The organism is Finegoldia sp. BIOML-A1 (assembly GCF_009678325.1).
GTDB classification, from domain to species: domain Bacteria; phylum Bacillota; class Clostridia; order Tissierellales; family Peptoniphilaceae; genus Finegoldia; species Finegoldia magna.
This window is the reverse complement of record NZ_WKZF01000005.1, coordinates 97,107-121,086: the sequence shown is the minus strand read 5'-3', so window position 1 is coordinate 121,086 and position 23,980 is coordinate 97,107. Positions and strand designations below refer to the sequence as shown.

General features: G+C 34.3%; 17 protein-coding genes. 7 read left to right on the top strand and 10 right to left on the bottom strand.

What is annotated here, in order from left to right; translation table 11 throughout:
* The first annotated feature begins 151 nt into the window (after positions 1 to 151).
* A complete protein-coding gene (locus GKG00_RS06125; RefSeq protein ID WP_154254745.1) occupies positions 152 to 1,006 on the top strand; it encodes a hypothetical protein in 855 nt (284 codons plus the stop codon).
* A gap of 114 nt (positions 1,007 to 1,120) precedes the next feature.
* Here the strand turns inward: GKG00_RS06125 and GKG00_RS06120 are convergent, their stop codons facing one another.
* The gene (locus GKG00_RS06120) at positions 1,121 to 9,778 is read right to left on the bottom strand and encodes a G5 domain-containing protein (protein ID WP_241673662.1); all 8,658 of its coding nucleotides are present in this window, start codon (positions 9,776 to 9,778) and stop codon (positions 1,121 to 1,123) included.
* A 313-nt stretch (positions 9,779 to 10,091) separates the two neighbouring features.
* Between GKG00_RS06120 and GKG00_RS06115 the strand changes: the two genes are divergently transcribed.
* Both GKG00_RS06115 and GKG00_RS06110 read left to right on the top strand, forming a co-directional pair.
* Positions 10,092 to 10,640, top strand: a complete 549-nt coding sequence (locus tag GKG00_RS06115) for a hypothetical protein (RefSeq protein ID WP_094207751.1) — start codon at positions 10,092 to 10,094, stop codon at positions 10,638 to 10,640.
* Positions 10,641 to 10,675: 35 nt separating this feature from the next.
* A complete protein-coding gene (locus tag GKG00_RS06110) occupies positions 10,676 to 11,971 on the top strand; it encodes a cell wall-binding repeat-containing protein (protein WP_154254744.1) in 1,296 nt (431 codons plus the stop codon).
* A 63-nt stretch (positions 11,972 to 12,034) separates the two neighbouring features.
* Here the strand turns inward: GKG00_RS06110 and GKG00_RS06105 are convergent, their stop codons facing one another.
* The 3 genes from GKG00_RS06105 to GKG00_RS06095 all read right to left on the bottom strand — a co-directional run bounded on the left by GKG00_RS06105 (position 12,035) and on the right by GKG00_RS06095 (position 13,816).
* Entirely contained in the window at positions 12,035 to 12,424 is a 390-nt protein-coding gene (locus tag GKG00_RS06105) for a type II toxin-antitoxin system PemK/MazF family toxin (protein ID WP_154254743.1), read from the bottom strand.
* A gap of 2 nt (positions 12,425 to 12,426) precedes the next feature.
* The gene (locus GKG00_RS06100) at positions 12,427 to 12,921 is read right to left on the bottom strand and encodes a type II toxin-antitoxin system antitoxin SocA domain-containing protein (RefSeq protein ID WP_154254742.1); all 495 of its coding nucleotides are present in this window, start codon (positions 12,919 to 12,921) and stop codon (positions 12,427 to 12,429) included.
* 67 nt (positions 12,922 to 12,988) lie between these two features.
* Complete coding sequence (locus GKG00_RS06095; RefSeq protein WP_154254741.1) at positions 12,989 to 13,816, bottom strand: hypothetical protein; 828 nt, start codon at positions 13,814 to 13,816, stop codon at positions 12,989 to 12,991.
* Between the two features lie 166 nt (positions 13,817 to 13,982).
* Between GKG00_RS06095 and GKG00_RS06090 the strand changes: the two genes are divergently transcribed.
* The 4 genes from GKG00_RS06090 to GKG00_RS06075 all read left to right on the top strand — a co-directional run bounded on the left by GKG00_RS06090 (position 13,983) and on the right by GKG00_RS06075 (position 16,395).
* On the top strand, positions 13,983 to 14,630 hold the full coding sequence (locus tag GKG00_RS06090) for an ABC transporter ATP-binding protein (protein WP_154254739.1): 648 nt from the start codon (positions 13,983 to 13,985) through the stop codon (positions 14,628 to 14,630).
* Entirely contained in the window at positions 14,614 to 15,258 is a 645-nt protein-coding gene (locus GKG00_RS06085) for a sugar ABC transporter permease (RefSeq protein ID WP_154254737.1), read from the top strand. The genes GKG00_RS06090 and GKG00_RS06085 overlap by 17 nt, the downstream gene beginning before the upstream one ends.
* Position 15,259: 1 nt before the next feature.
* Positions 15,260 to 15,778, top strand: coding sequence for a hypothetical protein (locus GKG00_RS06080; protein ID WP_154254735.1), 519 nt, complete (start codon positions 15,260 to 15,262; stop codon positions 15,776 to 15,778).
* Positions 15,779 to 15,867: 89 nt separating this feature from the next.
* Positions 15,868 to 16,395 (top strand): hypothetical protein, encoded by a 528-nt coding sequence (locus GKG00_RS06075; RefSeq protein ID WP_154254733.1) that lies wholly within the window; start codon positions 15,868 to 15,870, stop codon positions 16,393 to 16,395.
* A 258-nt stretch (positions 16,396 to 16,653) separates the two neighbouring features.
* Here the strand turns inward: GKG00_RS06075 and GKG00_RS06070 are convergent, their stop codons facing one another.
* The 6 genes from GKG00_RS06070 to GKG00_RS06045 all read right to left on the bottom strand — a co-directional run bounded on the left by GKG00_RS06070 (position 16,654) and on the right by GKG00_RS06045 (position 23,747).
* Entirely contained in the window at positions 16,654 to 17,055 is a 402-nt protein-coding gene (locus GKG00_RS06070; RefSeq protein WP_172976490.1) for a hypothetical protein, read from the bottom strand.
* Between the two features lies 1 nt (position 17,056).
* The gene (locus GKG00_RS06065) at positions 17,057 to 17,257 is read right to left on the bottom strand and encodes a helix-turn-helix transcriptional regulator (RefSeq protein WP_154254730.1); all 201 of its coding nucleotides are present in this window, start codon (positions 17,255 to 17,257) and stop codon (positions 17,057 to 17,059) included.
* A 244-nt stretch (positions 17,258 to 17,501) separates the two neighbouring features.
* A complete protein-coding gene (locus GKG00_RS06060) occupies positions 17,502 to 20,726 on the bottom strand; it encodes a type I restriction endonuclease subunit R (RefSeq protein ID WP_154254728.1) in 3,225 nt (1,074 codons plus the stop codon).
* A gap of 20 nt (positions 20,727 to 20,746) precedes the next feature.
* Positions 20,747 to 21,946 carry a restriction endonuclease subunit S gene (locus tag GKG00_RS06055; RefSeq protein WP_154254727.1) on the bottom strand — a complete coding sequence of 400 codons (1,200 nt, stop codon included), beginning with the start codon at positions 21,944 to 21,946 and terminating at the stop codon, positions 20,747 to 20,749.
* A complete protein-coding gene (locus GKG00_RS06050) occupies positions 21,946 to 23,514 on the bottom strand; it encodes a type I restriction-modification system subunit M (RefSeq protein ID WP_154254726.1) in 1,569 nt (522 codons plus the stop codon). Before GKG00_RS06050 ends, GKG00_RS06055 begins: the two co-directional genes overlap by 1 nt.
* Positions 23,514 to 23,747 carry a helix-turn-helix transcriptional regulator gene (locus GKG00_RS06045; protein ID WP_094207770.1) on the bottom strand — a complete coding sequence of 78 codons (234 nt, stop codon included), beginning with the start codon at positions 23,745 to 23,747 and terminating at the stop codon, positions 23,514 to 23,516. Before GKG00_RS06045 ends, GKG00_RS06050 begins: the two co-directional genes overlap by 1 nt.
* Between the last annotated feature and the right edge of the window lie 233 nt (positions 23,748 to 23,980).

Genomic DNA, 23,980 nt, shown 5'->3' with positions numbered 1-23,980 from the left:
AAAAGGGCTAAAAATACATAAAAATTATCGCTTTGTTAAAATTTTGAAATATTTAATATTAAAGCAAAACTTTTTACAAAATTTAAAATTCTTGAATTAATATTTTTCAAATGGGTATATTATTAAATAAGAATATTAATTGGAGGAAACCATGGACGATAAGAAACAAGATTTCAAACAAAATCTCAAAAGTTATGTATCGGATGAAGAAATTGTTCAGCCTGACGATTACTTTGAAGAAAAACCTGTAGATGTGGGTGTTAATTATGATGTGAATGGGGTATCTGATGTTACTCAGTCACAAGAATCCACTAAATCTAATGACGATTATTTTGCAGAAATCAATGAAAAATACACTAATAAAGAAAGAAGAGAAGATAACGAAGAATACGAAAACTACAAGCAAAATGATTCACCTGATTGGTATTTGAAATGCGTTAAATTTATCAGTGGATTTGCAGACAAAATCTATGATTTTTACGCATCGACAAAACACGGAATCATTTATTCATTTTTGACATCAGGTTTAATCGCTGCTTTGACTAGCGCAGTGTGGGTTAGCGTTACAACACAAGGATCACTTGGAGAATTGTCGAAAGTTTTCCACAGACCTACGATATCTATAATGACATTGATTTTAGTACCGTTAATCAACTATGTGATGACAAGATTCATATACATGTTTACGAAAAAATACATGAGACCAACTCCACCTCCTTGCACAAGAGATGTTAAGGGCGGGGTATTTTCGATAATTAATTCTATATTTATGTTCATTCTTACGCCGTTAGGATTTATCGGAAGTATAATCGGTTGCTTCACAGGAATGATAGCTTACTCTGCAACTTTCTTAGATTTGTATTTGGAAAAGGACAGTTTCAAGGTTGGTTTGAAATCATTCATCGCACAAATCGTAATCAAAGTTATCGTATTTATATTAGAGATGTTACTACTAGCTTTGATTGGAATTTTAATTTATAATTCATTTTCAAATATGATTAGATAAAACTTTACCCGATCTCGTAAGAGGTCGGGTTTTTGTGTGCAATCAAAAAGCCTAGCTCAAATGAGTTAGGCTTTGTTTGATTATTGTATAAGACTTTTAATCTTTTATTGAAGATTATCTGTCTTTACGTTTTTTCTTCAATCCTATGAAACCTGCTGCTGTTAATAATCCTGACATTGCAAGAGTCATTATTTCGCTTTCACTACCAGATTTTGGCAATTTACTAGAAGACTTCCTATTAGGAGTGTCTGCTTTTTCTTTGCCTTCTACTTGTTCAGTAGTTTCAGGTGTTTTAGGTGTGTTATTTGGTTTCGTTGGAGTGTCTCCAGATTGATTGTCAGGAGTCTTTCCATTTTCTTCTGGAGTTTCGTCTGGTGTTTCTGGATCCTTTGGATCTTCACCTGGTGTTTCTGGATCCTTTGGATCTTCACCTGGTGTTTCTGGGTCTTTTGGATCTTCACCTGGTGTTTCTGGATCTTTTGGATCTTCGCCCGGTGTTTCTGGGTCTTTTGGATCTTCACCTGGTGTTTCTGGATCTTTTGGATCTTCGCCCGGTGTTTCTGGATCTTTTGGATCTTCACCTGGCGTTTCCGGATCTTTTGGATCTTCACCTGGTGTTTCTGGATCTTTTGGATCTTCACCTGGTGTTTCCGGATCTTTCGGATCTTCGCCTGGTGTTTCTGGATCCTTTGGATCTTTTCCACCTGGTTGTTCCGGATCTTTTGGATCTTCCTTACCTGGTTTCTCCGGATCTTTTGGATCCACAGGTTTGTCTGGATTTTCTGGATCTACTGGTGGAATTTCACAGACATTTTTAGTTCCGATTTCAATAATCTTATCTTGTTTTTCTGTGATTGTCTTAGTATCCCTAGAAACTTCCTTGCTGTTTTCAATCTTAACAGTAGTTTCAGTTTTACCAACAATACCTTCTTGGACTACCTTAGTCTTGCCAGCTTCTAAATCTGGGTTTTCTCTGATAATGATGTCGTAAGCTTTTTCACTTTCATAAATGAACTCACCTTCAGTTTTAGAACCATATTCTACAACCTTGTTCTTTGGCTCAGTTCTTTCTTCAGCTACTTCAAGCTTACCAGTTTCCTTGTTGAAAGTAGTTGTGTATTTTACAGATCCATTAGAACCTTCTTCAATGACTTTTGTTTCGCCTTCTTTAAGGTCTGGGTTGTGTCTGTACTCTGTATCATTACCAAGTTCTACAATTTTTTCAACTGGTTTAACACCGATTCTAACAATTCTATCCTCTTTTTCTGTGATAGTTTTTGTAGTTTCTGTTGGATCACCAACTGGTTTAGAATCTTTAACCTTTTGAGTGATAGTAACTTCTTCCTTACCAGCTTTTCCTTCGTTTTCAATCTTTTGAGTTCCAGATTCTAAAGTTTCATCATAGATTACCTTAGTTTCGTAAGGAATTTCTCTTTCGATAGTTTTTGTAGTTTCGCCTTCAGTTGATTTTACTGGTGGGATTTCACAAACATTCTTAGTTCCAACTCTTACTATTTTATCTTGTTTTTCTACAATAGTTTCAGTGTTTTCGGAAACTTTTTTACCGTTTTCTATCTTAACAGTTGTCTTGCTTCTTCCTGTTACGCCTTCTTGATCCACTACCGTTTTTCCGGCTTCTAAGTTTGAATCTTCTATTATTTTAGTATCAAAAGCTTGTTCGCTTTCATAAGTGAATTCTCCATCAGTCTTGGAACCATATTCTACAACTTTATTCTTTGGTTCAACTCTTTCTTCTGTTACTTCAAGCTTGCCAGTTTCTTTGTTAAATGTTGTAGTATACTTGACAGATCCCTTAGAACCTTCTTCGATAACTTTTGTTTCGCCTTCTTTAAGCTCTGGATTGTGTCTGTATTCAGTATCGTTACCAAGTTCAACTTCTTTTACAACAGGTTTAACACCAACTCTTACTACCCTATCTTCTTTTTCTGTGATAGTCTTAGTTGTTTCTGTTGGATCGCCAACTGGTTTAGAATCTTTAACCTTTTGAGTGATAGTAACTTCTTCCTTACCTAATTTACCTTCTTTTTCTATAACTTGACTACCTGCTTCTAGGTTTTCATCATAGATTACCTTAGTTTCATAAGGAATTTCTCTTTCGATAGTCTCAGTGTATTCACCATCAGTTGGCTTTCTACCAATCTTAATTACTCTTTCTTGAGGTTCTTTAGTTGTCTTGAATTCTCCTTCTTGAACTTCAACTACCTTGCCATCCTTGATTACTAGTTTATTAGTTCTTTTTTGCTCTCCTGGAGAACCTGGAGTAATAACTTTTTCTTCGCCTGGTTCTAGAGAATCATCGTATTCATACCTAGTTTCAAAAGGTAATTCTTTCTTTTCAACTATTTCATGAGTACCATCATTAGTTCCCTTTCCTACTTGGATAAGAGCATCTTCTGAAGGAACACTTTCTTCAGTAGGCTCACCCACTACTTTTGAATTTTCTATTGTCCAAGTTGTAGTCTTAGTTCCAACCTTACCAGGTTTTACAATTCTGTATTCACCCTTCTTTAGGTCTTCTGCTTCTTCTACCTTGTAACCAAATGGAATTTCTTCCTTGTGTTCTACCTTACCTTCAGTATTTCTACCAACTTTAATAATTTTATCTTTAGGTGCTTTAGTTTGAGTAAATTCGCCTTCGTCGGTATTTGTTACCTTACCATCTTGGATTGTAAGTGTTATGTGTCTACTCTTCTTACCTGATTCACCTTCTTGGATTACTTTTTGTTCACCTGGTTTTAGAGAGTCGTCAAATTCTATTTTTGTTTCAAATGGGACGTCTACTTCTTCTGTAATTGTATGAGTTCCGTCGTTAACATCTTCGCCAACTAATATTACAGCTTTCTTAGGTTGTTTAGTTACTGTTGGATCAGATGTTTCAGTTACTTTTGAATTAACGATAGTAAGAGTCTTTTCTTGTTCACCCTTTTCTCCCTTTAATTCATTGCCTTCATCATCAGTGGCATACTTCCATTCACCCTTCTTAAGTGATGGATCCTTTTTAACTTCAACTTCAAATGGAATTTCTTCCTTAACTTTTTCAGTTCCGTTAGTTTTACCGCCGATTTTTACAACTCTATTTTGACCTGCTTCTTCTGTTTCAGAAGTTACAACTTTCTTTTGGTCCTTGTCATAAGATGTTGTAATAGTAACCTTGCCATTTTTACCTGGAGTTACTTCTTCAGTCTTTCCAGCTTCAAGATTTTCGTCATATATATATTCTGTGTTGAATGGTTTTTCTACAACTTTTGTTACTGGCTTTGTACCAATCTTTACAACCCTATCAGTTGCTTCTTTAGTTGTCTTAAATTCGCCTTCTTTAGTTTCAGTTACTTGGCCATCCTTGATTACAAGTGTATTTGTTCTTTCTTGTTCTCCTGGATTTCCTTCTTTGACAACTTCTTGTTGACCAGCATCTAGGTTCTCATCATATTCAATTACAGTCTTGTAATCTATGTTTTTCTTTTCAACTATTTCATGAGTTCCATCATTAGTGCCTTCTCCAACTAAGACAACTGCCTTCTTAGCTTTTTTAGTTACTGTTGGTTCAGATGTTTCAGTTACTTTTGAATTAACGATAGTAAGAGTCTTTTCTTGTTCACCCTTTTCTCCCTTTAATTCATTGCCTTCATCATCAGTGGCATACTTCCATTCACCCTTCTTAAGTGATGGATCCTTTTTAACTTCAACTTCAAATGGAATTTCTTCCTTAACTTTTTCAGTTCCGTTAGTCTTACCACCGATTTTTACAACTCTATTTTGACCAGCTTCTTCTGTTTCAGAAGTTACAACTTTCTTTTGGTCCTTGTCATAAGATGTTGTAATAGTAACCTTGCCATTTTTACCAGGAGTTACTTCTTCAGTCTTTCCAGCTTCAAGATTTTCATCGTAGACATATTCAGTGTTGAATGGTTTTTCTACAACTTTTGTTACTGGTTTTGTACCAATTCTAACTTTTCTATCTTCTTTTTTAGTGATAGTCTTAATTTCTTCAGAAGCCTCACCTGTTCCGTCGGTAATCTTTGTGGTAATGGTTACTTTTTCCTTACCGACCTTGCCTTCGTTTTCTACTTTTTCACTTCCTGCATCCATAGTATTATCATAGATATATTCTGTTTCAAAAGGTATTTCTCTATCTACAGTTTTTACTGTTGAGCTTTCTGCAACCTTAGTACCAATACGAACAATATGGTTTTTAGGTTGAGAGTTTATTTTTTCGTTTAGTTGCTTTGGATCTCCATCAGGATTGCCGTTCTTAATTCCTTGTTCGTAGTAAGTTGTCTTAGATCCAGCTTCGCCTTTTTGGTCTACAATTTTTTCGCCTTTAGCAAGATTTGGATCTTCTTTGATGACTACTTCAAATGGAAGCGGACAAGTCTTTTCATACTTGTAAGTTCCTGTAAAGTCTTTAGTACCTACAACAATCTTTTGAGTGGCTTCTGTGACTTTTTCTTCTTCAGTAGTTGTTATTTCGCCTGTTTTTGGATCGTACTTGTTAACAGTCTTTATTTCTACCTTGCCCTTAGTTAGTTCGCCAACTTGAACTACACCCTTGTCAAGGTTTGGATTATATTCATATTCAACTTTAACATTTACATCTTTGTCATAGTCTTTATTATTTTCAGCCGGTTTTGTACCAACTTTAATTACTTGTTGAGTAGGATTTGTTTCTGATGTTACTTCAGATTGAAGCTTGCCCTCAGCTTCGCCGTTTTTGACTGCTTGAGTGTACTTAGTTGTCTTAGAACCTACAACGCCTTGTGTCACAATCTCACTTGTGCCAGCTATCATATTTGGATCTTCAACGATTTTTACATCATAAGGAATTTCTTCTGTAACTTCATGGCTAACATCTCCTGTAAAGTCTTTCTTTCCAACTCTTATCTTAGCATTGGTTGCCGGTGTGTGTTCTGTTACATTCGCAGAACCTTCAACTACTTTTGAGTTTTTGATAGTCCATTCAGTGGTTTTTGTTCCTTCTGCACCCTCAACATCAATGACATATTCTCCAGCCTTTAAGTTTTCATCATATTCGATTTCATACTTATATGGAATTTTTTCTGTATAAGAGTGTTTACCATCAGTCATTGTACCAACTTTGATAATTTGGTTTTTAACTTCTTTAGTTGTAGTTACTTCAGATTTTTCTTCCTTTGTAACCTCGCCATTTACAATTGTTCTGGTAATGGTTTGACTTGTTTGCCCATCTTCTCCTATTTGAACAGTTTTTTGTTCTCCTGCTTTCATAGTGTCATCAAATTGTATTTCTGTTTCATAAGGAATAATTTTATTAATTTCTTCTTTAAATTCCCCAGATTTATCTTTTGTTCCAATAATAACTTTTCTAGTTCCAGGTTCTACAACTGTTTTTTCTACAGTTTTAATTTCGCCAGTCTTAGGATCATATTCATTTTCAACAACAGTTGTAACCTTACCTTTTACAAGGTCATCAACTTGGAGGTAACCTATGTCTTTGGTATTGTCATATACATAAGTTACTTCTACATCAACCTCATTTGTTACAGTCTCACTGTTTTTAGCAGGTTTTGTACCAATTTCTATAATATGGTCAGTTGGTGCTACATACTTGTCAGTTACTTCTTTTTCTATAAATGCAGTACCTTCTTTTAAATCTCCATTAAAGATCTCGCCAGAGTATTCAAAGGTCTTAGAACCTGCAACGCCTTTTTGCTTAACATTAGATTTACCTGCTTCAAGTTCTGGATTTTCTTTAATTATAACTTTATATGGCACTTCTTTAATCACTGTATTTGTCACAGTTCCTGAATAGTCTTTTTGGCCTACTTTAATTACAGCGTCTACTGGATCTGTTATTTCAACTTTTGGATCTCCTACTTTTTGGGAATTTACAATAGTCCAAGTCTTTGTATTTTCTCCTTCTTTACCAGGTGTAACAATCTTGTAGTTTTCTGTTGAATCTGGATAATTTTTGTAGAAGTCAGGATCAAATTCTACCTTGTACTTAAATGGAATCTTGTCTGTGTCGACAATTTGACCTTGAGTCTTGGTACCGATTTTGATTTTCTTCTTTTTAGCTTCTTTTGTAACATTTTGATTTACAGTAATTGTTCCATCTTCATTTCTTGTTGTGGTGATGGTCACTTCACCCTTTTCACCATCATTAATAAGTTCGGTTTTTCCTGCTTCTAGGTTGTTGTCAACTTCATATTCTGTATCAAATGGAATATCTACTGTAGTTGAAGCCGGTTTTGTACCAATTTTTATAATTCTTGGCGTTGCATCTTTTACTGTTTCAACTACAATTTTGCTTTCGCCTTCTTTAAAAGTTCCATCTTGTTGGAAAATACCCTTTTTGCCATTTAGGGTATCTTGGACGAAAGTTATCTTTAGTTCTCCCTTTTGACCAGCTTGAGTTTCTTTGAAGTAGCCCTCCGGAAGATTTTCATCGTATTCGACCTTTGTTTCATAAGGGATTTCAGATGTCTCTGTTTCATTGGTTAAAGTCTTGTGTTGCTTTGTGGCAATAAATTGAGCTTTAATTTCTTCAGTTTTTTCTTCTTTTGTTGTTTGGTCAGTATATTTTACTTTAACAGGAACAGTAAGTTTTTCACCACCATTGATTTCTTTACCATCAGGAAGCTTTGCTGGAAGAGTTGCTGTTACAGCACCTGTTGTTTGGTCAATAGATACATTCCAAACATTGCCCTTGTTATCCTTAAAGGTATCACCAATCAGTTCGTAGGACTCTGGTTGGTTTTTCTTTAAGTCCTCTTCGCTTTTTGTAATGATTGGCTTATTAACTAAGGTATTTCCTTGTGGTCCTACTTCTGCCAGGTATTCTGGTCTATTATTGTTACTTTCTTGAACAACAAAGTGGAACCAGTGAGTATCTTTTGATCCATTGGTATAGGTGTATTCAACAGGTAGGGCTAAGAAGTCCCCTGCCTTGGCTTGTTTTGGAGCTCTTATTGTAAACTTTGAAATATTGTCAGACTTACCATCAACCGTCCAACGTTTGTCTGCGTAATCGTCGCTTGTGATAAATTCCTTATAATCAACTCCTAAATCATCAGCTATTTGTTTGTTGGCTATATCAAGGAATTCTCCTTTTAGTTTGCCTGAGGCTTCTCCACGACTATAAGCACCGTCCATCTCTGCACCAGTTTTCGGATCTTGTATCTCGACACTAAAGTCTTGACCGGGAAATACCTTTGTAGAAGTGTGTTCATCAAGTTTATTACCCTCTTGATCTTTAAAGTCTTGGTCATAGTATCTTGTATCATCAAGCTTTAGCTTGAAGTCACCGATGAGGTTATAGTGGTCATAACGGTCGATGCCTTGTTTGTCAATTGTTATATCTTGACCCTTGTGGTTGATAGTAGCAGTTCCTGCACCTGTTTCTGTATAGGTTCCTGTTTCATCAAATTCATCTGGTGTTTCAGCTATAGTCTTAAATTCTTCAGCAGTTCTAGGTCTAGCAAAGAATTTAACGTCTAAATTTTGAAGACCCTTGTAGTCTTTGGTGTTAAAGATCGACTTTTCATTGACGACCGTCTTGCCGTTTGCATCTTTTGTAAGGGCGCCTTCCGGCATTTTAATGAAGATATTGCCGTTGTCGCCGATATAGGCCCTCGCTCCCGGGACAATTTTACCTGTAACAGGGTTATATACTTGACCTACTAGTCTTTCTTTGGCATTATCATCGATATTGTCAACCTTGATACCGGTGTCTATTTCTTGACCTTGGACAAAGACCTTTTCGTTGTATGACCCATTTAATTTTAATAACTCTAGCTTATCATTTTCATTTGGCCATGGGTTTACCTTGTAACCTAAGGCAAAGCTCGGTCCAAAAAACTTCGTTCCTTGATTATCTTGAGAATAGTTATCCTTAAAACCGAAAGAGGTATAGTCGTTATCTTTGTTGTTGATATGCTTTAGGGTTTCTTCACTGGCTCCATAGTTCAAATTTCTTTGTGATTTGGAAGCCGTAATTTCTGTATTTTCATCTGGCTTGTAGGTTACATAAGGAGATTCAGGCGTTAATCTATCCCCTTCATTCACCATAGGCTTTTCTCCTGGATTAACCGGTATAAGACCAGAATCTGTAACATAAATCTTTGTATAGGTTCTTTGACCAGTCTTCTTGTCTATGGTGATTTGATAACCATATTCAGTCTTACTTGGCGATGTTGCAGATGGGTTCTTAATATTGAATTCTAAACCATCTTTCACTTCTCCTTGATCAGTCACGAGACTCTCTTGATTTGTATCTCCTGGTTGTAAATCAGTTGCCCTATATCGTTCAGATCCACTGTAGTCCTTTATTTCTTTTTCATCATCAGTATAGTCAGGCTCAGTTGTAGCTTCTTCTGCTTTTTGATCTTCTGGTGATTTTTCATCAGACATTTCAAGTCCAGAATTGTCCGCTTTATTTTCGATATTACTTACTGCTGTTGCTTGTGCTGGATGATTTAACGCTTGTGATCCAAATCCAGTTTTCTTGGAATTAATTTCCTTTTCTTCTTTTAATTCAGAGCTTTCTTGTTGTTTTTGTTTTTCATCTGCGTCTGCAGTGTTTTCTGCTTGAGCTTTTTCTGAATTTTTTTGATCAGCATTTTGTGCTGCTTTTGCAAGTTGATTGTCTATTAATTTTTCTGTGACAGCTTTTGTGTCATCTATTTGAGTGTCGGCGTATGTTTTTACTTGTGGTGCCGATACTATTACTGCACTGGCTAATGCTGCCATGAGTAATTTTTTGTTGATTTTCAAAACATTTTCCTCCTTAAATTATTGTAATTTCCTTGTGATTTATTTTATCTTTGAAATATACTAGTAGTTTAAAAATATTTAGTTTATTCTGATTAAATTATACTTTAAAATGAATACAAACGTCAAACAAAATCCCTTTTTCCCCAAAATTTTTCGTTGTTCGTTTTTGTTTTATTCATTTTGTATTCAAATTGTTGTAATATGTTATTTTTTTGTTATAAAAATGTATTTAGTGATTAATCTTATAAAGTCCGATTATTGAATGCTTTGTTGTACTGGGTTATAATAAGTGTATAAATTAAGAGGAGTTTTTATGGAAAAATTTTATGGTGAAGTGTTTTCACGTTTGCAAAAACATATTAAAACAATAGAGAAGAAACAGGGCGCGTGGATGTTCACGCTGATTATTTCAGGAGTAATTAGTTTGCTTTCATTTATGTTGTGGATGAGGATAAGTCCTCCTAATTCGTCGCAGGATTTTCTGAGTTTATCCCTTCCATTGTCGTATTTTTCGAAGACTGTTATGACACCTTTTTCGTGTGTGTTGAGTTTTTGGATTGCAACAAGTTTTTTGAAAAAAGATATGGTGGCAAAGATATCTAACTCAGAATTTTTGGCGAAGGCTAGTGTGTACACTTTGGTTACGATTGTGTTGGCTTCTGTGTTTAACACTAGAATTCCTGTTGTTAGCGTGATTGTAAATGTCATATCGGGTTTTGTGTACAGCGTTGTAATGTACGACAAATTTAAGCCTTCTTTTTTGAACAAGGCTACTGTAACTGCTGCTATTGTGAAGATTGTTATGAGTGCGATTGGTTTTCTGATGGGTACTACTTTGTTGTTCTTCATCGTTGTGAATTAGTCGTGTGTTAGTTGGAAATTAATAAGGAGTGTTTTATGAAAAAATTGGTGGCTTTGATGCTTGTGTGTATATTGAGCTTTCCTGTGGTGAGTATTGCAGACAAGGATAGCGCAAGTAATATGCCTTCGAAAAAAGTAGAATCAAGTACAAATGAAACGAACGTAAATAATACGAATGAAAAAACTAAAAATGAGAAACAACAGGAACAAATCACCACTAATGAAGATGGTGTGTTCAAAAATGTTATTCACCAAAGGTTCCAAGGTGAAAACAGAGCAAAGACTGCAGTGAATGTGCAACGTCATTACTTTGCGAATACGAACAAGGTTATTCTTGTAAACGACAACGCATATCCCGATGCAATCAGTGCGACGAATGTGTCTATGGGCAAATACCCACTTTTGTACACTGGCAAGAATTCATTATCTGTTGAGACCAAATCAGCGCTTGACAAGATGTTCTTGGACGAGATTTATCTGATGGGTGGCGTGAATACTATCAGCAAAAATGTTGAAAATAAGTTGAGAAAGAACTTCCCACACGCCAAAATCACTAGAATTATGGGAAATAATCGATACGACACATCAGCAGAGTCTGCAAAAACACGTGCAAATACTACTAATTTGATATTTGCAGCAGGGACAAATTATGCAGATGCATTGTATGCTACAAGCCTTGCAGCACACCAAAACGCCCCAATCTTGCTTGTAAGTAACGAAGGATTATCACAATCTACGAGAAAATTTATACAATCAATCGGAAATATCGACAGCGTTACAATAGTCGGTGGAGAAATATCTGTAAATCAATCTGTTAAAAAACAAATCGAAAATCTCACTAAAAAACGTGTCACAAGACTTGCAGGTGTGGACAGATACGAATCCAGCGTTGAAGTCGCTAAGAGAGTTAACGCAAATCCAGCGGAAGTCATCACTACAAGCGGTGAAGTGTTCGCAGATGCACTCGTATCATCTACAGTTGCACAAAAAATCAAAGCACCAATCTTGCTTGTTAAAAAAGATGTAATACCACTTAAAGTTAGAGAATATATGAAAGACACCAACTCCATCTACAAATTGACTACAATCGGTGGATACAACACAGTTACCAAGAACAATTACTCCACACAAGTAATATTGATATCGGGACTAGACATCGACAAGCCACTCATAGATAAACAAGGAAAAGGACTCATCAAAGCATTCACAAAAGATTACAAGAAATATTACGTTCTTCCAAACAATAAATACTACCGTGCAATCAAAGAATACGACAAATTGTTCGTTTACTTGAGAGATGCATTGGCAGAAGATTACAGACCATTGGAATAACGTTAAAATTAAAAGAGGACATGTCCTCTTTTTTTGATGCAAAAAATAGGCGAAATCAATCGCCTATTTAAAATTTGTATAATATTCTTCTATTAATAATTTGATATTTGCAACTAGATCGGGATATTCTGCATCAATATCCGTTACAATTGCAGCATACAAGTCTTTTTCATTTACAGTTTGCATTTTGTGAATTCTAATGAAACTAATCGGTTGAGTTAGATTGAGATTAGGATAATCATTATTATTGATCTCCACATCATACTTTACATGTCTTCTGCTTCTATCTGTTATCTTGGAAACTGGAAGTGCATTATAATCTTTAGGAAATTTATTGTCAGCTTCCTTTATAATCAAAAATGGTCTGGATTTGTAATCAATTCTATTAGTCTTGGAATTATAATAAGGAAATCTTACTTTGTATATAGACCATTCTTTACTAGAATTATTCATATTTAATCCTCAATATCTTCAAATTCGTCTACATACATATCAAAAACCGAATCGTAAGGTCTCAACTTATTCGCATCCACCCTTATATCATCAAGCTTTATCTTATTAAATCCTTGTTGATTGTCAGTTAGTCCTTCCCTGCTTTTTTGCCAACAGTATTCTTCATGGGACAAGTCCCTCAAATACCACGCATCATACTTAGCGTACTGAGCAATCGTGTTGTCAATCACGTATTTTTCTTCCTCTGTCAAAGAAAATCCGCCTTCAATATCAAACACTTCTGAATTTTCTAGGCAGTATCTCAACGATGGCAACACTGGTCCATGTATCCAGCCTTCAAATTCTTCATCAAATAATTGATGTCCAGTCAAGCATAGAGATTCCCTTTGTGAGAAATACATTAGTTTCTGCAATTTTAATTCGCTTTGAATTCTATTGCCAGTTTGTCTTTCATATGAATAAATCAAATATTTCGTAACTTCAAATTCTTTTTTCATTCTCTACACCTCCTATTAACATCATTATATAACTTCAAACACAACATAGCAACATATGTTCTGCTATTTAAAAGAACAAATAATTCAAAATATACACCGTAACAACCGACAGCAAAAATCCAAGCTCCGTAATTCTCGTTTTCGTTTTCTTATAAAAATCGGACGAAATCACAAAAGCTGGGCCAATCGCCACGTACATAATTATAGATTTAATCAAAAGTTCATTATTCGTCACAGCACTCACAACGACGTATGTAAACACTGGAATTATCAACAAATTCACAACAGTAAGCATAATGGATGTCAAATCAAACAAACTTTTCATATCAATACTTGAAATTGCAAGTGCAAATGCGATTATAATCACAACTGAACTTGTCGATTGAATAATTTTCAGAGGAGTTAGCATGTATGAGAACTTGTAAATCGCACAAATACAAAAAGCTACAGAAAAGCCCATCGCCATCAAAAAGTCTGTCACATTGAAAATTCTCTTGTAAAGCATGTACAAAAGATAAATCACGCAAGAAATTATAATCAGATTATTCATAATATTCTTGTCCATAACATTCTGCAAAAACGGCCTCATCACGATAATATTTGAGAAAATAAACGCAGGTTCCAACGAATCCTTATCCTTTGTGTTGATTTGAAAAATCATCGTCATAATCTTAGACAATATCCACAAATACACAAAAAATACACCAAGTTTGATGTTGAAATTCTTGTAAGTAAGCTCACTCAAACTAATCGCAATATTCGCCGGAATAATTACAACGTAGATTAATTTCGAAAAAAATGCGACAATTTGCTTTTCATTTGAAATCGTTCTGGCAAACAAAAATATAATTGCAAACACCACCAGAACACTTGTCCAGTAATTAAAATAACTCATACTATCCTCCAACTTTATTATACCATAGCACAATAGTAAATATGAGAAAAAGCAGACGTGGCATTTATTGAAATAATTTATAAATAGGTACTTAGCGTGTGTGACTTTTTTACAAATATATATTATTATATATATAACTAGTATTTGATTACATTAAGGAGATCACATGTTTATACGAAAAATAAACCACAAATACAAAAATTTCGAATTAGATATCGAAAATCTAGAAATAGGAAACAATAAAATTATAGGACTGATTGGAGAAAACGGTGCTGGTAAGACAACTCTGATGGATATATTATCCAAAATGATAAAAGCAAACGCAAGTTTTGATGTCCAAGATTATAACGAAAATGATATTTTATACATACCTTCTCAAATATCTCCGTATTATTTTTTAACAGTAAGTGAATTTTGTAAAATTGTAAATGAATACTCCCCTTCCAGTAAAACGTCCGAAGATTTAATAGTTGAACTTGGATTGGAAGATAAGAAAGATACTTTAATTTCTGAATTATCTGAAGGAATGAAGAAAAAGTTAACTCTGATTAACATTTTAACGGGTGATTATTCCCTTATAATTATGGACGAACCATTCAATAGTATCGATCTGAAATATTCTTATGAAATCAAAAAATTAATCCTTCAATTGAAGGAAAATTCTACAATTTTGATTTCATCACATATTTTAGACAGCCTTATCGATATATGTGATGAGTTTGTGCTTTTAAAAAATGGTAAGGTAAAAAAAGTATTCGCCAATTCAAAAGATAAAAAGCAACTGGAGGACGAGATTTTTGAAAGAAATATTTAAATTGGATATGAAACTACGTTTTAAGGAAATAAAAATCGACAGATTATCAGGTGCAATCCAATTCATTTTGATAATCTCAGCAATTTTTTTGTTTTTAAAATATTTGAGTTCTTTAACGTCAAATTCTTATGCAATAAAAGAATTATTCGCTTTATTTCTAGCTTTTATGGGGTTTTTCAAAATAAGAACTGATAGTATAACTCAAAGAGAAATGGATTTTATGACTTTTTTCCCAAGCTTCAACAAAAACCAAGTCAGAAAGTACTTCATGTATAAGAAAGCTACGATAACATATATCTTCATAATTTATATGTTATTTCCAACTTCTGTAGATATTCTGGAAATCAAATCTTTCTTCATGTTTGGCGTACTTATTTATTTGTACATGTTTTTGGATACATTATTTTTTTATGTAACAGAAAACACAAGAAAATCAAATATACTGTACACAGCTCTTAGAATTTCATATTATATTATATTTGCTTCATATTTATATATACCTAATGTAGGTATAAATTTGGAAAAAATACTGCCTGAATTAAAACTACGGTACATGATACCTTTATTTACAATCCTTTTTTGTGTTAATCCACTTTTACTTAAAGCTCCCAATATAAAAGGAGAATAAAATGACAAAGCTTATTTTTTATTACATCTTACGCGACAAAATTAAATACGAACTATTTGTAATACTTTTCATAAGTGTATTTTCTTCTATAAAATCACCACAGAATTTATATGGATTGAATTTCTGCACTACTTTATTAGGTATACTTTTCATTTTGTATTTTAGTGTTATGAATGCACACAAATCAAAGTTCTTGCTCTTATATCAGCCAAGAAATGTTAAACATCTTAGAAAAGATACCATAAAATCAATGTGCTACTTGTCTAGTATATTCTTAGTCTTGGCTGTTATCTTAGATTTTTTCATAACGAAATCAATCTATTTAACAGAATATTATTTTGTAAGTATGATAATATTTTATATTTCTACAAGAATTGTCAAAGTAAACATAGAAAAAAACACCAAAATTGATGAACCTATAATTAAATTTAAAGAATGTGTATTCGTTTTATGTTCAGCAATTATATTAGTAGCTGCGATTTCGGCTATCAAGTTCCTAGTTTTCAGTAATTTGTTGTAATTTGTTTAACACATCGTTGACATTTTGTAAACATTTTCCACGTTACAAATCAATAAAAGGGGTATAATAGATTTAAGGAGGATAATATCATGAAGAGGAAATTATTAGTAGTATTGTTGGCATGTGCAATGCTAAGTTCTTGTGGAGTAAAAAATGTTGGAAATACTGGCGTGAAAACTTCTGGAGAAGACGGCATACATATCAAAAATGGAGATTCTGAAGTAAGTATCGGAAAAGATGGAGTCATTGCTAAGAACGGCGACTCTGAAGCAAAAATCGGAAAAGACGGAATCATCGCAAAAAACGGCGACTCCGAAGCAAATGTCAGCACTGAAGGAGTAAAAGTGCAAAACGGACTAGACCTTGAAGGAGAAGACCCAGAAACAAAAGAAAAAAGAAAAAATAATGTGTTCTTGGACGAAGCCAAAATAAAAGAAATGGAATTAAAAGAAAATTACCTTGAAAAAGAAGACATAAAAGATTGGGAAATCAAATTAGACAAACAATCACAAACATACACAATAAAATACAACGCACTACATCAAAAACACGAAAATGAAAGAGACGCCGTCACTGGTCAATTGCTCAAAGGAATGACATCGCCAACTTCAAGATAGTGTAAAAAAAAAGTAAAACAGACAAAGGAGCGTTCAGTTAGAAATTTTGGAAAATCAAGTTTAACTGATATCCTTTAAGCGCTACATGTCTTATATATTAAATTGTTTTGTGGAACTTCTTATCCTTACCATCTTAACCTCGTAATTTTGAGTATAAAAAAGACGATAGAGTTTTAATTTCTATCGTCTTTTGCCTTTACAATGATGTTTTTAAATCTTTTTTGACCAATATATTTTTAATGTCTTTGAAAATATTATTTATACAAATGCCACTATCATTAACGCTAAAAAGGCTTCATAACTTACATATGCTACAATTAAAGCAACAATTACAATAACCATTGAAAATATAGGTATTATATTCGCTCCTGACTTCATCTTTATTAATATCATTCTTTCATCTGTTTCTTTAGTATACATCTTTTCCAATATATCTCTATTTCTATATGCTCTAATAAGCATTGCCATATAAAATACAGATACTAGTTCAAGGCCGGTAAAAAATCCTACTACATAATCTGTCACATCTTCTTTTAATGGAAATTTATATTTTAAATAAAAGTTTCCATAAATAACTGCAAGTAATGCAACTATACATAATATGACTAAAATACTAATTCTAAATCCTATCTCTTTTTTATATTTTTCTAATTTGTTCATATTAATCATCCTCCTCTATACTAAATATTTCTTCAATACTCATATCAAAAAACTTAGCAATTTTAAAAGCCAATGGCAGTGACGCTATATATTTTCCAGTTTCAATGGAAGTTATGGTCTGTCTTGTTACTCCAACTTCATTTGCCAATTCTTCTTGAGTTATTTTACGCTGTTTTCTTAATTGAGAAATTGTGTTTTTCATTTTCCTCCTCCAATAGCAAGTTTGCTTTACATATATAGTATAGCTCGCTTTACTTTTTTGTCAAGCGTACTTTACTTTTTTTGTCAAGCGTACTTTTCTTTTTATAATTTCTTAAATAAAAAAGAAATACCAGAGCTAGTTCAGTTCTAGCTCTGGCATTATGTCCAACTTTGTGGGGTCACCTTATACTCCTGTGTGGTCGTTTTCTTGTGCCGAATTTTATCAACTACCAAAATGGTATGCTCTAATCATACTTTGCAGTATCGTCAGCTACCATCTGCAATGGCTCATTTGAAACAATATCAGCATAATTCACAATATTCGGTTCATTAGTGGTAAATGAGCCACCAACACCAAAGAACTTCTCAAAGAATGATTTAAACTTTTCAATGACACCTTGCTTCTTAGTAGTTCTGTCGCCACCACCGAAACGAGATATAGGAGGCATAAGTCTATCTATATCCGTACCTGTTGTTTTGATTTCGCCATCACAAAAGGCATTCTCAATGAACTTCCTTGTTTCAAGCTCTTTAAGTTTTTCTTCCTTAATAATCTGAACAAGTTCCTCTTCTCGTTTTTCAGCCACATAATTGTGCCATTCAGTCATAACATCCTCAACATCATTGATACCAGAAATAAAGGTTTCAATAAGCGCTTTCTTACTACGAAGTTCTGGACTGGCATCAATAGCCTTTTTGATTGTAATAAGCACTTCTTTATCTTCGCAGTGGCTGTCATGATACTTCTTAACAAGCATAAGGATATAGTCGATATTGATTTCTATCTGTTTAATAAGTTCAACTTCAAATACAACATCATCTGTAATATCTGTGCTTTCACCACGTTCTCGTATTTTTTTCCATTCATCACGCAAATCTTGATACCTGCCAAGATAATCCTGTAAATCACGTTCAGAAATCATCTCTAGCCCTTCAAATTCATCAAATGCAACCAATAGATTTCTCATGCGTAGAATTGCACCAAATAATGAGATGAAATCCTTCTGGTTCTGTTCACCTATAATTTGTGTCTCTGAAAGTGGGAATTTGGAAGTTAAGTCATCCATCATATCCATATATCCTGGATACTTTTTTCCATCAATACCTTCATAACCATAGTAGTAATCTTTGAAACTCTTCATCAGAACGATACCACCTGCATTCTTATCACCGAAAAGAGAAATAGCAGCGTCTACTCGTTTTTGAAGGTTTCTAAAACAAACAATATTACCGAAAGTCTTAATTGAATTAAGAATTCGGTTTGTTCTTGAAAATGCCTGAATAAGCCCATGCATCTTGAGCTTCTTATCTACCCACAGTGTATTTAATGTAGTAGCATCAAAACCTGTTAAGAACATATTTACAACGATGAGCAAATCAAGTTCCTTATTTTTCATACGAAGCGATACATCTTTATAATAATTTTGGAACTTGTCAGAATCTGTCGAATAATTAGTATGGAACATCTCGTTATAATCTTTGATTGCCATGTCAAGAAAATCTCTCGATGACTGGTCAAGTGCTGATGTATCTTCCGAGTTTTCCTCATCAAGGATACCATTTGTACCTTCGTCATTTTCGGGCTCATTTGCACCATAACTATAGATGGTTGCGATACGAAGTTTCTTCGTAGGATCCTTCTCCATCTGCTTTTTAAATTCCTGATAATATAACTTTGCCATAGTAACAGAGCTAACTGCAAAGATTGAGTTAAATCCACTTACACGCTGTTTCTGTTTGATTTCTTCTACAACACCATTCTTGCCGGATGCAACTTCTGAAATATTGGTAAGGGTGTTGTAAATATATGATTTATCACCACGATATGTTTTTCTATCAAAGTTGTTAAGAATATATTCCGTCACAAGCTTTATACGTTCAGGAGCCATCATAGCCTTTTCGCGAGCAATATCCCACACCTGTTCATCATCGATATCTTCATCCATACCCATTGTCTTGACATAGTCGACTCTGAATGGCAGTACATTCTTATCATTGATGGCATCAACAATAGTATATGTATGCAACTGGTCGCCAAAAGTCTGCTCTGTAGTAAAAAACTGAGTCTTACTGGAGCTTGCTGTATTTGCAGGAAAGATTGGTGTTCCTGTGAAACCGAATAAATGATATTTCTTAAAACTTCTTACAATAGCGGCGTGCATATCACCGAACTGACTTCTATGACATTCATCAAAGATGATTACAACGTGCTTGTTGTATACTTCATGTTCTTTATTTTTCTTGATAAATGTTGCAAGTTTCTGAATAGTCGTGATGATAATGTGACAATTGGTGTCTTCCAACTGCTTTTTAAGAATGGCAGTAGAGGTATTGCTGTTAGCTGCACCTTTTTCAAAACGATCATATTCTTTCATAGTCTGATAGTCCAAATCCTTACGGTCAACTACAAATAGAACCTTATCAATGTAAGGAAGAAGTGATGCCTGTCTTGCAGTTTTGAATGATGTAAGAGTCTTACCCGATCCTGTTGTATGCCAGATATACCCGCCTCCAGCAACATCACCATATTTTTTATAGTTATTAGCAATCTCAATACGATTCAAAATACGCTCCGTTGCCGTAATCTGATATGGTCTCATTACCATAAGCATATTTTCAGAAGTGAAAATACAATACTTGGTGATTATATTAAGAATAGTATGTTTTGCAAAGAATGTTCTTGTGAAGTCAATCAAATCAGCAATAACACGATTGTTTGCATCCGCCCAGAAGCAAGTAAATTCAAAACTGTTGCTTGTTTTGCCTTTCTTTGCAGTAGATACAGCATTTACATCCTTGATAGCATTGAAACGGGTACTGTTAGAATAGTATTTTGTGTTAGTTCCATTTGAGATAACAAAAATCTGCGTATATTCAAACAAACCACTTCCTGCCCAAAAAGAATCACGCTGATATCTATCGATTTGGTTGAAAGCCTGACGAATAGGCACACCTCTGCGTTTTAATTCAATGTGCACAAGAGGAAACCCATTTACGAGAATTGTAACATCATATCTGTTGTCGTGTTTTGATCCGTCAGCCTTTCCAATAACATACTGATTGATAACCTGCAAAAAGTTATTGTGAATATTTTTCCTATCAATAAGTGTGATGTTTTTGGTACTTCCATCATCTCTTTTTAATACTTGAACATTATCCTCTTGAATTTTTCTTGTCTTTTCCACAATTCCTTCATTCTGATTGGCAATAGAATTCTTAAAAAACCTATCCCATTCAGAGTCAGAAAATTGGTAAGCATTCAACCTTTCAAGCTGACTGCGAAGGTTGAAAATCAAATCTTTTTCTGTGTGTATATGAAGATACTCGTATCCTTGTTCTGTCAGCATACGAATAAACTCCTTTTCCAGTTCAGCTTCTGACTGATAGTTGTTAGAACGTGCCTTCACAGGCTCGTATTCAGTAACAACTGTATTTTCACTTGTAGCTGCTACAATATTAAAATATGACATACAAACACCTCCTTTTGATATTATAACTGTTTGAAAGAAAGCAGCTTATCTCTGTAAAATTCATATTGTTTTTGTCTTGCTTCTATTTCAGCAGGGAGACCAGTTGTAATATCGTTGCATAAGGAATCAAAACGGTCAAGAATTTTGATTATTCTGTCTTGCACTTCCAATGATGGGATAGGTACTTTTACTCGACTTACAGCATTTGTATTGAATTGTTGCTGTCCGCCTTTGGAAACATAGCGTTCTGCCTGCTCCCAATATAAAGAAGACTTAGAAAAATGCCAATAATATCTATTTTTTATAATCGAGTTATCAAGGATAATTTTAATCAAAAACGAAGCATATACCGCCGGCTCATCTGCATCAAAGTAAAGAGTTTTACCATAGGTGGCGCCTGTACGAGCTAATAATAAATCACCTTTTTGCAAAAGATATTTACTGCTTTCAGTTGTTAACTCAATATACTTTGCATTATACGGATCAAGTCTACCATCTTCAGTAATATCGGTTATTCTAACAAAACGAGCAGAACCAATATCCTTTGCCTTGTCAGTATATCCGTAAACAAATTTAGCAATATCTCCTAATGGAACACTCTTCACATTTGATTCTTCTGAAAACAGCAACTTATCCCTATAATATTCATACTGTTTTTTACGAGCTGTAAGCTCCGCTGTAAGCTCCGCTGTAAGCTCCGCTGTAAGTAACGTGAAAGAGTCCAATACACGGACTATTTCACGTTGTACCTCCAACGGAGGTACGGGGATTTTAGCTTTTAGTATATTATCATTATATAATCTTGGTATCGTTCCACCAGATGATATACTCCAAGGTTTTAACTCATAACAATATCTTAAAAATGTATTTAAAACATCACTTTCATTATGTGATAACCATACAATATTAGAATCTTGATAGTAGGCTGGCTCACCATCATACACAACAGTACGACCAATTGTTCCCGCAGCAGAAATTAAAATCTCACCAATCTTAGGATAAGAATACTTTTCTTTATATTCTTCGTATAACCCCTTAGAAATGAAAGAATTAGCCTCTCCACCAAATGTTCCAATTTTATAAAATGGTATTCCTCCAATTGTATTTGTTTGAGATTTTAGAATACGTTTACACATTTTGACTTGACCTATATCTCCCAACTTTTTATATTCCACCCCATTCGGGCACAATTCCTGAATGAGTTCTTCTAATCTGCTCATTAGTCTACCTCGATTTCTGTAATTATTTCATCAATTGCTTTTCTTAAGGTTTCTTCACGAGCGACAATTTCTTTGATTTCTGCATTAAGCTTTACGATATCAATCTTTTCTCTTGTGTCCTCTGCTTCAACATAAGTTGATACAGAAAGGTTGTAGTCATTTTCTTCAACTTCATCATACGTTGCAAGGTGTGAGAAATGCTCGATTTCACTGCGATTTGCAAAGCAGTTCACAATTTTATCCATATTGTCAGCAGTAAGTTTATTATTGTTTGTGACCTTGATGCACTCTTTTGTTGCATCGATAAACAGCGTTTTATTATCTGTCTTGTTCTTTTTCATTACCATAATGCAAGTTGCAATTGAAGTTCCAAAGAAAAGGTTAGGAGGCAACTGAATTACACAATCAACAAAGTTGTTATCAATCAAATATTTTCGTATTTTCTTTTCAGCTCCGCCACGGTACATAATACCAGGAAAACATACAATCGCAGCTGTTCCGTTACTCGCAAGCCAAGAAAGTGAATGCATGATAAAGGCAAGGTCAGCTTTGCTCTTTGGTGCAAGAACACCTGCAGGTGCAAAACGAGAATCATTTATAAGTAATGGATTATCATTACCAGCCCATTTGATTGAGTAAGGTGGATTTGAAACGATAAGTTCAAAAGGTTCATCATCCCAATGTGCCGGAGCAATAAGTGTATCTTCACAAGCAATATTAAATTTATCAAATCCAATATCGTGTAAGAACATATTGATACGACAAAGGTTATAGGTTGTAATATTGATTTCCTGTCCATAAAAACCATTACGAATCTTATCTCTACCAAGTATTTTTTCCGCCTTTAAAAGTAGTGAACCTGAACCACAGGCTGGATCGTACACCTTATTAATTTCTGTTTTTCCAACTGTACCAAGTCTTGTAAGAAGTTCTGATACATCAGCAGGAGTGAAGAATTCTCCACCCGATTTACCTGCATTTGATGCATACATTGTCATGAGGTATTCATAGGCATCTCCAAATGCATCAATATCGTGATCCTTAACATCACCAAGATTCATATCAGCCACGCCATCAAGGAGTTTACAAAGTTTTTCATTTCTCTTTGCAACAGTAGATCCAAGTTTGTTACTGTTTACATCAAAATCATCAAATAGACCTGCAAAGTCGGATTCTGATTCACTGCCTTTTGCGGATTCCTCTATGTGGCGGAATGCCCTTTCAAGTGTTTCATTAAGGTTCTCATCATCCTTGGCTTTTGCCCTTACATTACAAAATAGTTCAGATGGAAGAATGAAAAAGCCTTTTTCTTGTACAAGACCTTCTCTTGCCTGTTCAGCCATCTCATCAGACATCTGTGCAAAATCAAAATCAACGTTCCCTGCTTCAATTTCGCCGGTGTTTATGTAGTTAGTAATATTTTCAGAAATATATCTATAGAACATAGTACCAAGTATGTAGTTTTTGAAATCCCATCCATCTACAGCACCACGAAGTTCATCTGCAATTGCCCATATTGCTCTGTGAAGTTCATCACGTTCCTGTTCTTTTTTATTATCAATAGACATTATTTTTTTCCCTCCACTTCAAAATCAAGCCATGCCTCTTCGACATCTGAATAATCAACATCATGTACTAGGCAGAACTCTTTTATATTTTTCATAGCATTAAGGTTAGGCTTTGCTTTGCCACCTTCCCATCTATTCACAGTAGAAAATGCCACTTTAATTTCTTTGGCAAAGTCTTGCTGTGTCAGAAAGCATCGTTGTCTAATTCTTTTAATTTCATCTGGAAATCTCATTATGCATCTCCTTTTGGTAAATGTTTCAATAATATAGCGTTATTATACCATGTAACCATAGTTTTTACTATCTCCTAAGGCTACCTAGTAGTGTGTACTTCAATCACCCCTGTCATCCGTGTGTCTGTTAAAGCAAACTATCGAAGCTTACGAATATCACCATAGAAAATTTAATGTTTCTTATGAGCGACGCTTCGAACGATGAAATCTTCATTTCATATTCTAAAAAGAAG